The organism is Roseivirga sp. AWQ4_251, from assembly GCF_056158225.1.
In genome coordinates this window covers 320659-334852 of record NZ_JBSWSW010000002.1, presented here as the reverse complement: position 1 = coordinate 334852, position 14194 = coordinate 320659, and the positions used below count along the sequence as shown (strand labels likewise).

Annotated in this window: 12 protein-coding genes and 1 pseudogene; all 13 read left to right on the top strand. The window is 45.6% G+C overall.

Annotation, left to right across the window (positions count from 1 at the left end):
* Window position 1: 1 nt before the first annotated feature.
* The 13 genes and pseudogenes from ACXACJ_RS15530 (at window position 2) to ACXACJ_RS15470 (ending at window position 14187) form a co-directional block, all read left to right on the top strand.
* A complete protein-coding gene (locus ACXACJ_RS15530) occupies window positions 2-2503 on the top strand; it encodes a heavy metal translocating P-type ATPase (protein ID WP_475135332.1) in 2502 nt (833 codons plus the stop codon).
* A 74-nt stretch (window positions 2504-2577) separates the two neighbouring features.
* Complete coding sequence (locus ACXACJ_RS15525) at window positions 2578-2952, top strand: ArsR/SmtB family transcription factor (RefSeq protein WP_062303357.1); 375 nt, start codon at window positions 2578-2580, stop codon at window positions 2950-2952.
* Complete coding sequence (merTP, locus tag ACXACJ_RS15520) at window positions 2949-3599, top strand: mercuric transport protein MerTP (protein ID WP_475135331.1); 651 nt, start codon at window positions 2949-2951, stop codon at window positions 3597-3599. Before ACXACJ_RS15525 ends, merTP begins: the two co-directional genes overlap by 4 nt.
* Window positions 3590-3682 carry a hypothetical protein gene (locus ACXACJ_RS15515; RefSeq protein WP_475135330.1) on the top strand — a complete coding sequence of 31 codons (93 nt, stop codon included), beginning with the start codon at window positions 3590-3592 and terminating at the stop codon, window positions 3680-3682. The genes merTP and ACXACJ_RS15515 overlap by 10 nt, the downstream gene beginning before the upstream one ends.
* A 17-nt stretch (window positions 3683-3699) precedes the next feature.
* On the top strand, window positions 3700-3906 hold the full coding sequence (locus ACXACJ_RS15510) for a GDCCVxC domain-containing (seleno)protein (RefSeq protein ID WP_475135329.1): 207 nt from the start codon (window positions 3700-3702) through the stop codon (window positions 3904-3906).
* 7 nt (window positions 3907-3913) lie between these two features.
* Window positions 3914-4705 carry a cation efflux transmembrane domain-containing protein gene (locus ACXACJ_RS15505; RefSeq protein WP_475135328.1) on the top strand — a complete coding sequence of 264 codons (792 nt, stop codon included), beginning with the start codon at window positions 3914-3916 and terminating at the stop codon, window positions 4703-4705.
* 205 nt (window positions 4706-4910) lie between these two features.
* The gene (locus tag ACXACJ_RS15500; protein ID WP_475135327.1) at window positions 4911-5330 is read left to right on the top strand and encodes an HYC_CC_PP family protein; all 420 of its coding nucleotides are present in this window, start codon (window positions 4911-4913) and stop codon (window positions 5328-5330) included.
* A gap of 100 nt (window positions 5331-5430) precedes the next feature.
* Window positions 5431-9256: pseudogene (locus tag ACXACJ_RS15495) on the top strand (efflux RND transporter permease subunit).
* Window positions 9253-10485 (top strand): TolC family protein, encoded by a 1233-nt coding sequence (locus ACXACJ_RS15490; RefSeq protein WP_475135326.1) that lies wholly within the window; start codon window positions 9253-9255, stop codon window positions 10483-10485. The pseudogene ACXACJ_RS15495 and the gene ACXACJ_RS15490 overlap by 4 nt, the downstream one beginning before the upstream one ends.
* Before the next feature lies 1 nt (window position 10486).
* Entirely contained in the window at window positions 10487-12274 is a 1788-nt protein-coding gene (locus tag ACXACJ_RS15485) for an efflux RND transporter periplasmic adaptor subunit (protein WP_475135325.1), read from the top strand.
* A gap of 180 nt (window positions 12275-12454) precedes the next feature.
* Complete coding sequence (locus ACXACJ_RS15480) at window positions 12455-12970, top strand: DUF3347 domain-containing protein (RefSeq protein ID WP_260311511.1); 516 nt, start codon at window positions 12455-12457, stop codon at window positions 12968-12970.
* 3 nt (window positions 12971-12973) lie between these two features.
* Window positions 12974-13429 carry a DUF2231 domain-containing protein gene (locus ACXACJ_RS15475; protein WP_475135324.1) on the top strand — a complete coding sequence of 152 codons (456 nt, stop codon included), beginning with the start codon at window positions 12974-12976 and terminating at the stop codon, window positions 13427-13429.
* Window positions 13430-13449: 20 nt separating this feature from the next.
* A complete protein-coding gene (locus ACXACJ_RS15470; RefSeq protein ID WP_475135322.1) occupies window positions 13450-14187 on the top strand; it encodes a hypothetical protein in 738 nt (245 codons plus the stop codon).
* The last annotated feature ends 7 nt before the right edge of the window (window positions 14188-14194 follow it).

Sequence of the window (14194 nt, the reverse complement as noted above, 5' to 3'; positions counted from 1 at the left end):
AATGAAAAAACTACAGATAAAAATTCCCCTGATACTTCCCGAAGTGACTGATGAAAAAGACCAATGCGTAGAAAAACTCATCGAGCAACTTCAGGGTAAAAACGGGCTGGAAAAAGTGCATGTGGCTGATGTAACAGATAATGGTGTGCCACAGCTTTGCATTCATTATAACCACGAAATAATTTCGATTGATCAGATTCAAAAATTAGCTAAACGGGCTGGGGCTTCCATTATTGATAAGTACAGTCATCGATTAATCGAGGTGGAAGGGATTCGTCATACCCGTCATGCCAGAAAAATTGAAGAAGCACTCAATAGATTAGATGGAGTTTTACAGTCTTCAGTGTCTGCTTCTGGTATGATTGGATTAGAATTTGAAACAGTAAAAATAGATGAATCGGAAATCTTTAAATCATTACGTAAAGAAGGTTTGAACATTATTACCACAGAAGTGGAAGTCGAAAGATACATAAGAGAGACTGCCAGAGACGATGAACAAATGGGGCAAACTGAAAAAAAAGCGCATTCACATAAGGACGGAGAGAACCATGACCACTCACACGGTGGTATTTTCGGGAAAAATACCGAGCTGATCTTTGCCATCACCTGCGGGGTATTGCTCGGAATTGGTTTTGGTCTTTCATATGTGGAAGCTATCCCTTCCTGGGTGAGCTTAGCATTATACATTGCTGCATATTTCTTTGGTGGGTTTTTTACAGCTAAAGAAGCTATTCAAACAGTCGCCAAAGGTGGTTTTGAGATTGACTTCCTAATGCTGGTAGCAGCCATCGGTGCGGCTATTCTGGGCGAATGGGCAGAAGGTGCCTTGTTGTTATTTCTGTTCAGCATGGGGCATGCACTGGAACACTACGCCATGAACAAGGCTCGTAAGTCCATTGCTGCTTTAGCAGAACTCGCTCCTAAAACCGCATTGCTCAAGAGAAATGGAAAAACAGAAGAAGTCGGTATTGAGGAGCTGCTAATTGGAGACATCATTGTAGTGAAGCCCAACAGTAAGATTTCTGCCGATGGTGTGGTGGTAAATGGCAACAGTAGTGTGAACCAAGCTCCAATCACCGGAGAGAGTGTACCTGTAGATAAGACACCAGTAGATGATCCAGAAAAAGATTGGTCTCAGGAAAAAGACATAAAAGGCGAGAACTGCGTTTTTTCAGGCACGATCAACGGCAATAGTACATTGGAAATCAAAGTAATAAAAGTAGCCCAGGACTCCACGCTCTCGCGACTGGTGAAATTGGTCAATGAAGCCCAAACACAGAAGTCGCCTACTCAGCACCTTACCGATAAGTTTGAGAAATACTTTGTGCCTGCTGTTTTGGTACTGGTGGGATTGCTCAATTTTGCTTTTCTGGTGATTGACGAAACTTTTAGTGAAAGCTTTTACCGAGCTATGGCCGTACTGGTAGCTGCCAGCCCCTGTGCATTGGCTATAGCCACCCCGAGTGCAGTACTTAGTGGAGTAGCCCGAGCAGCCAAAAATGGGGTGCTTATCAAAGGTGGCCGCCCATTGGAAGATTTAGGAGTACTTACTGCCCTTGCTTTTGACAAAACCGGAACACTAACAGAAGGTAAGCCTAAGTTAACGGAAGTAGTAGCCCTGAGTGATGTAAAAGTAGAGGAACTATTGAAAATAGCAGTAGCGGTAGAGAACCTGAGTGATCACCCACTGGCAAAGGCCGTAGTACGTGATGGGAAAGAGCGACTGAAAGATGCTGACATACCTGAGGCGAAAGACCTAGAGGCAGTGCTTGGGAAAGGGGTAAAAGCTTCACTGGGAAGTAACAAAGTTTTCATTGGCAATCTGGACCTGTTTGAGTCGCTGGATGACAAGAAGCCATCAAAGGAAACAGAAGAAAAAGTAAGATCATTGGAATCTAATGGTAATACCACTATGTTGATCCGTCAAAATGACGACTACATTGGCATCATTGCTCTTATGGATACGCCCAGAAAAGAAGCAAAAAACACCCTGAAAAAATTAAAAAAACTTGGTATCAAGCGTATGATCATGCTTACCGGAGATAACCAGAAAGTGGCTGATGCGGTAGCCAAAGAAATAGGGCTTACGGATGCCTGGGGCAGCCTGCTGCCGGAAGAAAAAGTAGAAGCCATTAAGAAACTCAAAGAACAAGAATCTAAAGTGGCAATGATAGGCGATGGTGTAAATGATGCCCCGGCCATGGCGAATAGCACAGTGGGCATTGCCATGGGAGCTGCGGGTAGTGATGTAGCCTTGGAAACGGCCGATATTGCCTTGATGGCTGACAAGCTCGAAACATTACCTTTTGCGATTGGCTTAAGTAGAAAGGCCAAAAGTATCATTAAACAAAACCTTTGGGTTAGTTTGGGAATAGTAGCCTTGTTGATACCCGCCACGGTTTTCGGTTTTGCCAATATCGGTATTGCAGTACTCATCCATGAAGGCTCCACTTTGGTAGTGGTATTTAATGCGCTGAGGTTGTTGGGGTATAAGAGAAACTAAGGATTCTCTATTGCCCTCTTGAGGAATGTATTTAAGAATTTGCTTAAATAAGCAAATAAACTACCTTTGTAAGCATGGATCACAACTCTTGCGTAAGACAACAGGCAGACCCTGAACAAATAAACCGCTGTAAAGACAGGGTTTCAGAGCTTAATGACACATTCCATTATTTATCCAACGGACTGGCTTTGGTGGGTAACAATGTGAGGTTAAAAATCCTATACCTGCTTTACGAAGAAAAACGGCTTTGTGTCTGCGACCTGAGCGACATTCTTGGAATGAACATCTCAGCGGTATCCCAACATTTACGTAAACTGAAAGACAGAAAGCTCATTCAGACTGAACGGGAAGCACAAACCATTTTTTACTCTTTGACAAAAACTTACGAAGAATTGATGATCCCATTTTTCAAAATTCTTGATGAAAACCAAATATTGGAAACGATATGAGATCAAATAAAAAACTAGCCGGAGCCGGGCTCGTGACAGCTATTGCAGCTTCATTGTGCTGTATAACACCGGTCTTAGCCCTTATTGCGGGAACAAGCGGGATTGCTTCAACTTTCTCCTGGCTTGAACCATTTAGACCGTATTTAATAGGCCTGACGATTGTAGTCCTGGTTTTTGCTTGGTATCAAAAATTGAAACCCCGCTCCCAAGAAGAAATCGAATGTGCTTGCGAGGATGATGACCTGGCCGGCAAGGCAGGAAAACCTTCTTTTCGGCAATCCAAAACATCCCTGGGAATCGTTACTGTTTTTGCAGCACTCATGCTTGCATTTCCTCTGTATGCAGATGTTTTCTATCCAAAGTACAATAAACAAATAATGGTTGTTGACAAGGCGGATATACAAACCATTGAGTTTACAATCAGCGGCATGACCTGCAACGGGTGTGCAGAACACGTAAAACATGAAGTGAACAAACTTGACGGAATAATAGCAGTCAATGCTTCCTACGAAAATGGAAATGCAATTGTCGAATTTGACCAAACAAGGGCCAGCAACATACAAATTGAAAAGACAATTAACTCAACTGGCTATAAGGTTACGGGCCAAAAGCAGAAGAAACCATTAACCTGTTCGCAATGGCAATGAACGCTGGCTTGAAAACCAGCCAACTGAAAAACATGGTGTTCTCTTACCCAACCCTTGCTTCCGACATATCACATATGGTTTAAAAAAAGCTTATAGAAAAATGAAGGTCATCTTAAAATCAAAAATCACTTGCCCAAACTGCGGGCATCAAAAAGTAGAGGAAATGCCAACTGACGCTTGTCAATTCTTCTATAAGTGCGAAAGCTGTAAAACCGTTCTGAAACCAAAGCAAGGGGACTGCTGTGTATTTTGCAGCTATGGTTCGGAAAAATGTCCACCAATTCAGCAAGACAAGAGTTGTTGCTAAAAATACTATGAAAAAAAGCACTTTCATTATCAGCAAAATGGACTGCCCTTCTGAAGAGCAAATGATCCGCATGAAGCTGGAACCTTATAGCGATGTAAAGCAGCTTTCGTTTGATATTCCCAATCGTAAACTGGAGGTATATCATACTGAGGAAGTAGAAAAGATCCATCAAGCCATCAGTGATCTCAAACTCAACGACCGCCTGAAAAAAACCGAAGAGGCGGAACTGCCCTTGGCCACTGATGATTCCAAACAGCGAAAAATACTCTGGTGGGTGCTGGTCATCAATTTCAGCTTCTTTGTAGTAGAGATGACCACCGGATGGATATCCCGTTCCATGGGCTTGATAGCCGATTCACTGGATATGCTGGCAGATTCCATCGTCTACGGCCTGAGTTTATTGGCTGTAGGTGCGGCCATGTCTCGCAAGAAAAAAGTAGCCAAGATCAGTGGTTACTTCCAAATGGGGTTGGCACTATTGGGCTTTTCAGAAGTATTGCGAAGGTTTTTCAGCGAAAGCGGGACACCTCTGTTTCAATGGATGATTATCATATCAATACTGGCTCTCATAGGCAACCTGGTTTCACTCTGGCTGATCAATAAAGCCAAAAGTGATGAAGCTCACATGCAGGCCAGTGCCATATTTACTTCAAACGATATTATTGTGAATGGTGGAGTGATACTAGCCGGGGTGCTGGTTTACTGGCTGGATAGCAAATGGCCTGATCTGGCCATTGGTGGGATTGTGTTCGCCTTTGTGATGCGCGGGGCACTAAGGATTTTGAAGTTGGCTAATTAAAAGAGATCCGATCTTAAGTTTTGAGTCTCTCCAATGCTTCCGGTACTTATCAGGATTACGCTCTTTCAACCTCTGTAAATCTCATTAAACCAAACGGATGTAGGGACACAGTAACGACAATCAGGGCACAAAAACCATAACTTCATAACATTTAAACAAGATTTCATAAACTATCCGCCTTTAGCTTGTTGTACATTTGTTCTTAATGAACAAAATACTCTCCATAACATTAGCCCTTATGCTGCTGCTAAGCAACATAGGTTATACTATGGCTACCCACTATTGTGGTGGGGAAGCTGTGGAGAGTAAGTTAATGTTAGTGAAGCACAATCTGGATTGTGGTATGCCTGACATCGAACAAGGGTGTGAAGAAGACATGCCTAATGGTCACCAATTTAGCTCCAAACCCTGTTGCCAAAACGAATACCAGACCTTCCAGATAGAAGACACCTTTAAAACCCCGGTAATACAGGCCTCCCCCAACTGGATGTTTGTATCCGCCTTTGTGCAGACTTTTTTAAACCCTGCGCTTTATACCCCCACCTCATTACCTCAATACAGGAATTACAGCCCTCCACTGCCGAAACAGGATATCCAAGCCCTTTTCCAGTCTTTCCTGATTTGATTTAATACTATTTGATTTCCCTGTGTGCCAATCTCAGAAAAGGCACAGCTTGTCCCGACACTTCGGACTCAAATCAGTACTTCATCAAATTATCGTTTAAATGCTCAATAAGATCATCAAATATTTTCTGGAGAATAAGCTTGTCACCCTGCTTATTCTTATTGGTTTCATTGCCTGGGGTATCGTTACCGCCCCCTTCGGCTGGCAGGTAGGGGCTTTGCCTTCCGACCCCGTGCCCGTAGATGCCATCCCCGATATTGGCGAAAACCAGCAGATCGTTTTTACCCAGTGGCAAGGACGCTCTCCACAGGACATCGAAGACCAGATCTCCTACCCCCTGACTACTTATTTACTGGGAATACCCGGAGTGAAATCCATTCGTAGCTCCTCCATCTTCGGCTTCTCCAGTATCTTCATTATTTTCAGTGAAGACGTAGAGTTTTATTGGTCGCGTTCCAGAATACTCGAGAAACTGAGTTCCCTGCCTTCAGACCTCTTGCCGGAAGGCGTACAACCGGCACTTGGACCCGATGCCACGGCTTTGGGTCAGGTGTATTGGTATACCATTGAGGGGCGCGATAAAGAGGGAAAACCTACTGGAGGTTGGGACTTGCATGAGATTCGCACCGTACAGGACTTCTACGTGAAGTATGGACTGAATGCTACTGAAGGTGTGTCCGAAGTAGCCTCCATCGGTGGTTTTGTCCAAGAGTACCAGATAGATGTAAACCCCGATGCTCTCAAAGCCTACAACATTCCGTTGCATAAAGTAATGCAGGCCGTGCAGAAGTCTAATAAAGATGTAGGTGCCAAAACCATTGAGATCAACCAGGCGGAATACTTGGTACGTGGCCTGGGCTACATCAAAAAAGTAGAAGACATTGAAAAGGCTGTAGTGGCCGTGCAAGAACAACGTACCCATTCGCATTAAAGATATTGGGGTGGTTTCTCTGGGACCTTCCACCCGAAGGGGACTGCTGGATAAAGATGGTGCAGAGGTAGTCGGAGGAGTTGTGGTGGCTCGCTATGGTGCCAACCCCCTCCTGGTTATCAACAACGTCAAGGATAAGATCAAAGAAATTGCCCCCGGACTGCCCAAGAAGATATTGGCAGATGGCCGGGAGAGCCAGTTGACCATTGTACCCTTTTACGACCGTTCCGAACTCATTTATGAAACATTAGGAACTTTAGAGGAAGCTTTGTCACTGGAGATCCTGATCTCCATCCTGGTCGTGATCGTAATGGTGTACAACCTCAGGGCATCCCTGCTCATTTCCAGCATTCTGCCCATAGCCGTATTGATGGTCTTTATTGCCATGCGCTATTTTGGAGTTGATGCGAACATCGTTGCTTTATCTGGAATCGCCATTGCCATTGGTACGATGGTAGACCTGGGCATCATCCTGTCCGAAAACATTATTAAGCACATAGATGAAGCCCCACCCGGGCAAAAGCTTATAGATACCATCTACAAAGGTTCTACGGAAGTAGCCACCGCCATACTTACAGCCGTTTCTACCACCATCGTCAGTTTTATCCCGGTGTTTACCATGCAGGCAGCCGAGGGTAAGTTATTCGGGCCATTGGCCTTTACCAAAACCTTTGCGCTGATTGCCGCATTGATCGTATCCTTAATCATTTTACCAACCCTGGCGCACTGGTTTTTTGGAACCCGCATCAAAAATAAGTCCATTGCAAAATGGGTGAATGTGGCCTTATTGGCGATTGGCCTGCTCGTGCTTGTTCCCGGGTACTATTGGGCAGGTATTATTCTGGTGCTCTACGGTCTGGCTGGTATCCTGAAAAACCGTTACCCTGAAGATCATACAGACTCCCGAAAATGGTATGTGAAAATTATTCAAAAGGCCGACCTCATTATTGTAGTGCTGGCTACTACCTGGCTCTTGGGCAAGTACTGGCTACCACTTGGGGCGGGCAACAGCTTATGGGTCAACGTACTTTTTGTTGCCTTATTGGTAGGATTGATCTTAGGGTTGTTTACGCTTTTAGAACATTTCTACAAACCCATTTTAAAATGGTGTCTGGATAATAAGGTCAAATTTCTATTGATCCCCAGCTTCCTGATCCTTTTAGGCGCTACTACCTGGATTGGCTTTAACAGCATTTTTGGTTTCGTAGCCAAAGGATTGGATACCGTGGGCTGGAATATACGCCCCACCAAAGTATGGTCAGGCCTGACCCATAGCTTTCCGGGTGTTGGTAAAGAATTTATGCCCTCGCTCAATGAAGGCAGCTTTTTGCTAATGCCCACCTCCATGCCTCATTCCGGAATGGAATACAACCGCAAAGTAGTAGGGCAACTGGACATGTTATTGACCAACATTCCTGAAGTAGACCTTACCGTGGGTAAACTCGGCAGGGTGGAATCAGCCCTTGATCCCGCCCCGATTTCCATGTATGAGAACATCATCAACTACAAACCGGAGTATATGCTCAATGAAAAAGGGCACCGGGTCAGGTTTAAGGTAGATAAGGACAATCGCTATATCCTTAGCAGCGGTGATAGCCTTAGCAATGAGGAAGCTATAGGGCGGGGTGTCACAGTAGAAGAACTCATACCTGATAATAATGGAAATTACTTCCGCAACTGGCGACCCTCCATTCAATCTCCTGATGACATCTGGAAGGAAATTATCAGGGTTACCAAAATACCAGGCGTTACCTCTGCACCCAAGCTACAGCCCATTGAAACCCGGCTGGTGATGCTCCAAACCGGAATGCGCGCCCCGATGGGTATCAAGGTGTATGGCCCCGACCTGAAAACCATCGAAAATTTTGGAATGCAACTGGAAGGGATATTAAAGGAGATACCTTCGGTAAAGGCCGAAGCCGTATTTGCTGACCGTATTGTAGGCAAGCCCTATCTGCATCTCAATATAGACCGGGACGAGATTTCGCGCTACGGCTTAAATGTAGAGGATGTGCAGCAGACGATAGAAACCGCTATCGGAGGCATGAAAATAACCTCTACCGTAGAAGGCCGGGAACGTTTCCCTGTACGGGTACGCTATCCGCGTGAATTGCGGGACGACCCCGCTTCCCTGGGCAAGATCTTAATACCTACACCTACAGGGGCACAAATCCCCATCAGTCAGGTGGTCGATTTTGAATACATACGTGGCCCTCAGGCCATTAAAAGTGAGGAAACCTTTTTAGTGGGTTATGTGCTGTTTGATAAAAGGGACGGATACTCGGAGGTTGGAGTAGTTAATGATGCTCAGGCTGCAATTCAGGATAAAATAGACAGAGGTGATTTAGCAGTTCCTGCCGGCATCAGCTATAAGTTTTCTGGCAGCTATGAAAATCAGGTTAGAGCGGAGAAAAGACTCTCCATCATCGTTCCGCTGGTTTTGGCGATTGTCTTTCTGATCCTGTATTTCCAGTTCAAATCGGTGACAACCTCCCTCATGGTGTTTACGGGGATCGCTATGGCCTTCAGTGGTGGCTTTATCATGCTTTGGTTCTATGGGCAGGGCTGGTTTGCTGATTTCTCTGTCTTCGGCACCAATATGCGGGACCTCTTCCAGATGCACACCATCAACCTCAGTGTAGCTGTTTGGGTAGGGTTTATCGCCCTTTTTGGCATTGCCACCGATGATGGAGTGCTGATCGCCACCTACCTGGATCAGAGCTTCGGGCGCAATCGACCGACCAATTTAAAAGAAGTACGAGAGGCAGTAGTAGAAGCAGGATTGCGCAGGATACGGCCAGCTTTGATGACCGTTTCCACTACCATGATCGCATTGTTGCCGGTATTAACATCAACCGGACGTGGAGCGGATATCATGATACCGATGGCGATTCCATCCTTTGGCGGGATGGCCTTTGCGCTGGTGAGTATTTTCATTGTTCCCGTGCTCTACAGTATGAGAGAGGAGCGAAAATTTAAAAAAACACAATCATGAAATCAGTTGTAAATATTATCATACTTGTGCTGCTCGGAAACACTGTGGGCTATGCCCAAACACTGGACGACTATTTCAAAATAGCAGCCGAGCACAACCCGGGCTTACAAGCCAAATACAAGGACTTTGAAGCTGCATTGCAACGGGTGCCACAGGTGAGCAGTCTGCCCGATCCCACCTTTTCTTTTGGCTATTTTATATCTCCGGTAGAAACAAGGGTAGGCCCACAACAGGCTCGGTTTTCCCTTACCCAGATGTTTCCGTGGTTCGGGGCGCTAAAGGCGCAGGGCGATGCTGCAGCGTTAATGGCAGAGGCGAAATACCAATCTTTTGTGGATGCTCGGAATCGACTGTATTACCAGATGGCGGCTGCCTACTACCCGCTATACGAATTGCAGGAGTGGAAACGGATTGAACAGGAGAACATTGACATCCTTAAATCCTTCAAGACCATTGCCAACGCAAAGTTTGAGAACAGCAATGGCACTATGGTGGACGTGCTGCGGGTGGATATCATGCTCAAAGATGCCCAGACCAGCCTGGACATACTCAACAATAAGGAAAAGCCGCTGCTGACCGGGTTTAACAAACTGCTCAACCGGGACGAAGACAATCAGGTGCTTATAATGGATTCACTGGGCATAGAAACTTTACCCGATCACTTCCGAAAGGATTCCCTGCTCACCAACCACCCGGCTTTAAACGCACTGGATTTACAAATAAAAGCCAGTGCAGCCCGTGAGCAGGTAGCTCATAAACAAGGTTTGCCCCGGCTGGGCATAGGGCTGGATTACATGATGGTGGGGGAAAGAACCGATGCCGATGTGCCCGATAATGGCCGGAATGCCCTGATGCCTATGTTATCTGTCAGCATTCCGATTTTCAGAAGTAAGTACAGGGCTTCGGTAAAAGAAGCGCAACTGATGCAGGAAGGCTACACTTTGCAAAAGCAGGAGTATACCAATAACCTGACTTCGGGCTACGAGATGGTTTGGTTCCAAATACAACAGCAATCCGATCTGATCGCTTTGTACGTGCAACAGACCCTGGAATCGGAACAGGCGCTTAACCTGCTGTTTTCGGCCTATGCCAACTCAGGGCAGGAATTTGAGGAAGTGCTACGGATGCAGCAGCAACTGCTGAAATATGAAAAAATGAAAGCCACGGCACAGGTGCAGTACCACATAGCCCTGGCCCAGCTTAACTATCTAACGGCAAAAACATATTAAGATGAAAATCAATAGAAAAACAATTATCGTCATGCTACTCACACTGGTCACCGGTCTGTTGATGGGGTGGCTGATCTTTGGTGGCTCGTCTGGCCAAAAAATGGAAGAAGACCACCAACACACCAATGAAATAGCAGGCGAAACTATATGGACATGTTCTATGCACCCGCAGATCAGGCAAAACGAGCCGGGAGATTGCCCAATTTGTGGCATGGACCTCATCCCTCTTGAAAATGATGATAACCAGGAACTTGACCCGATGGCCATATCTATGTCAGCTACGGCCATGCAACTGGCCAGTGTCAGTACTGCTATAGTAGGCACTACTGCCCCTGTGAAAAGTGTAAGGCTCAATGGCAAGATACAGGAAGATGAACGGCTGGTATTTTCTCAAACCAGTCATATTCCTGGCAGGATAGAGCAGTTAAAGGTCAATTTTACCGGGGAATACGTGCGCAAAGGTCAGGTGATCGCCTCCCTTTACTCTCCCGAACTCGTTACCGCCCAGGAAGAGCTTTTTGAAGCCCAAAAGATCAAGGCCACCCAACCCGCTCTCTATCAGTCCGCTCGGGAAAAACTTAAAAACTGGAAACTTTCCGAAGCACAAATAGAGGAGATACTGGAGGAGGGAGAAACCAAAGAACAATTTCCGATTGTAGCCGATGTATCCGGTTATGTCATCAGCAAAAATGTCAATCTGGGCGATTACATCCGTAAGGGAGAGGCCATTTATGAAATTGCCGATTTGTCAAAAGTATGGGTATTGTTTGATGTGTATGAATCGGACCTGGCCTGGATAAAAAAAGGCGATAAAGTCAATTTTACTGTAGCCTCTCTGCCCGGTCAGGAATTTAACGGCACCATCAGCTTTTTAGACCCGGTTATTGATCCTAGAACCAGAGTAGCCAAAGCCCGGGTGGAAGCAACCAATAAAGGCAATACACTTAAACCAGAAATGTTTGCCAGTGGTATTGTACAGGCAGCACTTGAAAATAAGGCGAATACCCTGATTGTACCCAAATCGGCTGTGATGTGGACAGGCGAACGCTCGGTAGTATATGTAAAAACACCTTCCGCCAAGGGCATGCACTTTATGATGCGGGAAGTGGTACTTGGGCCTGAGTTGGGTGAAGGTTTTATTATTAAGGAAGGGATTGAACTGGGTGAAGAAATTGCCGTACACGGTACCTTTAGCATAGATGCAGCCGCTCAACTCGCTGGCAAGCCCAGTATGATGAATCCGGAAGGCGGGCCCGCCATGACCGGGCATAACCACGGAGGTAGCGAAATGCCTTCCACAGCAAGTCCTGTAAAGCCAAAAACAGTGCAATCATTTACCATCGATCAAAAAGCAAAAAAGTCCCTGCGGCCACTTTATACCACTTACCTCGATTTCAAAAACGCATTGGTAGCGGATCAACTGGTTGAAGCGAAACAGTATGGTGGCCAGTTGGCAACAGCTATTGAGAAAGTAGATATGGCCTTGTTTACCGGAGCGGCACACAATGCCTGGATGGAATACAGCCGCACACTGAAAAAAGCCCTGGAACATCTTCCGCATTTTAAAAGCATGGAAGAAATTCGGGGTGCTTTTCAACAGGTGTCCGAGGGAATGATCAATTTAACCCGATCCTTTACCCCGTTTGACACACCTCTTTATATACAGCATTGTCCAATGGCCGATAGCAACAAAGGGGCGGATTGGCTGAGCATTAAAGCTGAAATCAAGAACCCCTATTTCGGGGAAGCAATGCTGACCTGTGGAGAAATAACCGACACTATTAAATGAAAGACTGTTGTAAAACAGGGGATGAAATGCCCCAGTCAAAATTTGGAATATGGGCGAAACGCATCACCTGGGGGCTTGTAAGTCTACTGGTTGTGGTAATCGCCCTGATGCAAATTTTTAATCTCTAATCGAAATGTTTAATCCCGGCCTGACACTGAGCAGGCCACAAAATCAAGTAAAATGAAAAAAACAACCCTAATCGTTTGCATGACCCTGATAAGTTGGGGAGCCTTTGCACAACATGATCACAGCAATCATGATGACAAAAAGGAGATGGATCAGAAGGCTGAACCCACCTTCAAAGACAAGAATACAGGTATAGCCTACGGTCATTATATTCATCTTAAAGAAGCACTGGTGGCCTCGAAGACGGATGAAGCCAAAAAAGCGGCCACAAAACTGGAAGCTTCTTTAGGCACGGTAAGCAAAGGAGAAAAGGCAAAGACAGAAGCAGCAAAAGTAAGTGCTGCCAGCACCTTGGATGCTCAACGTAAAGCTTTTACGGCACTGAGCAATGAAATGGCCACTCTGGTGAAAGGCAGTACACTTACTTCGGGAGAAGTGTACCTGGAGTATTGCCCCATGGCTAACAAAAATACTGGAGGTTATTGGCTTTCCAACCAAAAGGAAATCAAGAACCCCTATTTCGGTGATCGGATGTTGAAATGTGGAAGTGTAAAGGAGATCATCCATTAGATCATGGAAGCGCTACTTCCCGACTGGGCACCCAATCTACACCCACTGATCATTCACTTTCCCATTGTGCTGTGGGCCGTAGCGGTTTTGGCCGATCTGACCTCCCTGTTCTCCGGTAAAAGCTGGCTGAAACATATGGCAGTGGCACTTTATACCCTGGGGGCACTGTCCGCTTTGGCTGCCTATTTTAGTGGAGAACAGGCTATTGACGGAGTATCCGTCCCCATGCAGGGCGAGCTTACTGCCGGTAAGCATTCTGACTGGGGCCATTACACCCTGTATTTCTTTGGGGGCTATACCCTCATCCGCCTTCTCTTTTTATGGAAAAAGTGGGATAAAAACAAATGGGTGGCCATTGCACTGTTTACACTGGGCACAAGTGGTCTGGGCATAGTAGCCAAAACAGCCGACCTGGGTGGGAAGCTGGTATACAAATATGGAGTAGGAATCAAAAAATAAATCTTTAAATCAATAATATCATGAAGAAGTTACAAGTAGTGTTTTACGCAATTGTTTTTATTGGGGGCACCATGGTTTTTACCGGCTGTTCACAAGGAAAACAAGAAGAACAATCAGAAGAAGAAAATCACGATGAAATGATGGGTGGAGAGGATCTTCATATGGGGGGCGAAGACCATTCTGGAGATGACCATTCTATGAGCATGGAAACCGGGGAGGATAAAACATGGACACCCAGCGGAAATGGTGCCGAGCTTATGCGGTCAGATTTTCACTTTTTGGCGGGTGCTGCAACAAACATAAAGCCTGAAGTTAAAAATGCAGAGGGAGCCATGGTGCTTGAATTAACCGCAGATGGCACACCAACGGCCTTTGTTTTTCATAATCAATACGATAATGTAGGAATGATCGCCACCCTTAAAAAACTCGATTTTAAAGGGTCTGTTAAGATAATCCATCACGCCAAAGACCTGTCCAACTATGAGTTTGTAGCCATTGATGGAGCCAATATGAAACTGGGAAGGGTAGTAAACGGCAAGGAAGAAGTATTTGATGAAAGTAACTTTGAGGCTGGTTCCGGCTGGATGCCGTTAAAGGTTACTGCCGCAGGTACTCATTTTAAAGGTTATATGGGCGACCAGACCATTACCCACGGACATGGCGATAAAATGGAAAAAGGTTTTATAGGCATAATGCTGGAAGGCACCGGCAAGGTGCAGCTAAAGTCTATTGAAACAGCCATTCTTGAAGATGAATAAGTAACAG

Bases quoted from the DNA above. Each gene is read 5' to 3' on its own strand.
- ACXACJ_RS15530 (WP_475135332.1), top strand. From the start codon at position 2: ATGAAAAAACTACAGATAAAAATTCCCCTGATACTTCCCGAAGTGACT.
- ACXACJ_RS15525 (WP_062303357.1), top strand. From the start codon at position 2,578: ATGGATCACAACTCTTGCGTAAGACAACAGGCAGACCCTGAACAAATA.
- ACXACJ_RS15515 (WP_475135330.1), top strand. From the start codon at position 3,590: ATGGCAATGAACGCTGGCTTGAAAACCAGCCAACTGAAAAACATGGTG.
- ACXACJ_RS15500 (WP_475135327.1), top strand. From the start codon at position 4,911: ATGAACAAAATACTCTCCATAACATTAGCCCTTATGCTGCTGCTAAGC.
- ACXACJ_RS15470 (WP_475135322.1), top strand. From the start codon at position 13,450: ATGAAGAAGTTACAAGTAGTGTTTTACGCAATTGTTTTTATTGGGGGC.
- ACXACJ_RS15505 (WP_475135328.1), top strand. From the start codon at position 3,914: ATGAAAAAAAGCACTTTCATTATCAGCAAAATGGACTGCCCTTCTGAA.
- ACXACJ_RS15490 (WP_475135326.1), top strand. From the start codon at position 9,253: ATGAAATCAGTTGTAAATATTATCATACTTGTGCTGCTCGGAAACACT.
- ACXACJ_RS15480 (WP_260311511.1), top strand. From the start codon at position 12,455: ATGAAAAAAACAACCCTAATCGTTTGCATGACCCTGATAAGTTGGGGA.
- ACXACJ_RS15485 (WP_475135325.1), top strand. From the start codon at position 10,487: ATGAAAATCAATAGAAAAACAATTATCGTCATGCTACTCACACTGGTC.
- ACXACJ_RS15475 (WP_475135324.1), top strand. From the start codon at position 12,974: ATGGAAGCGCTACTTCCCGACTGGGCACCCAATCTACACCCACTGATC.
- merTP (WP_475135331.1), top strand. From the start codon at position 2,949: ATGAGATCAAATAAAAAACTAGCCGGAGCCGGGCTCGTGACAGCTATT.
- ACXACJ_RS15510 (WP_475135329.1), top strand. From the start codon at position 3,700: ATGAAGGTCATCTTAAAATCAAAAATCACTTGCCCAAACTGCGGGCAT.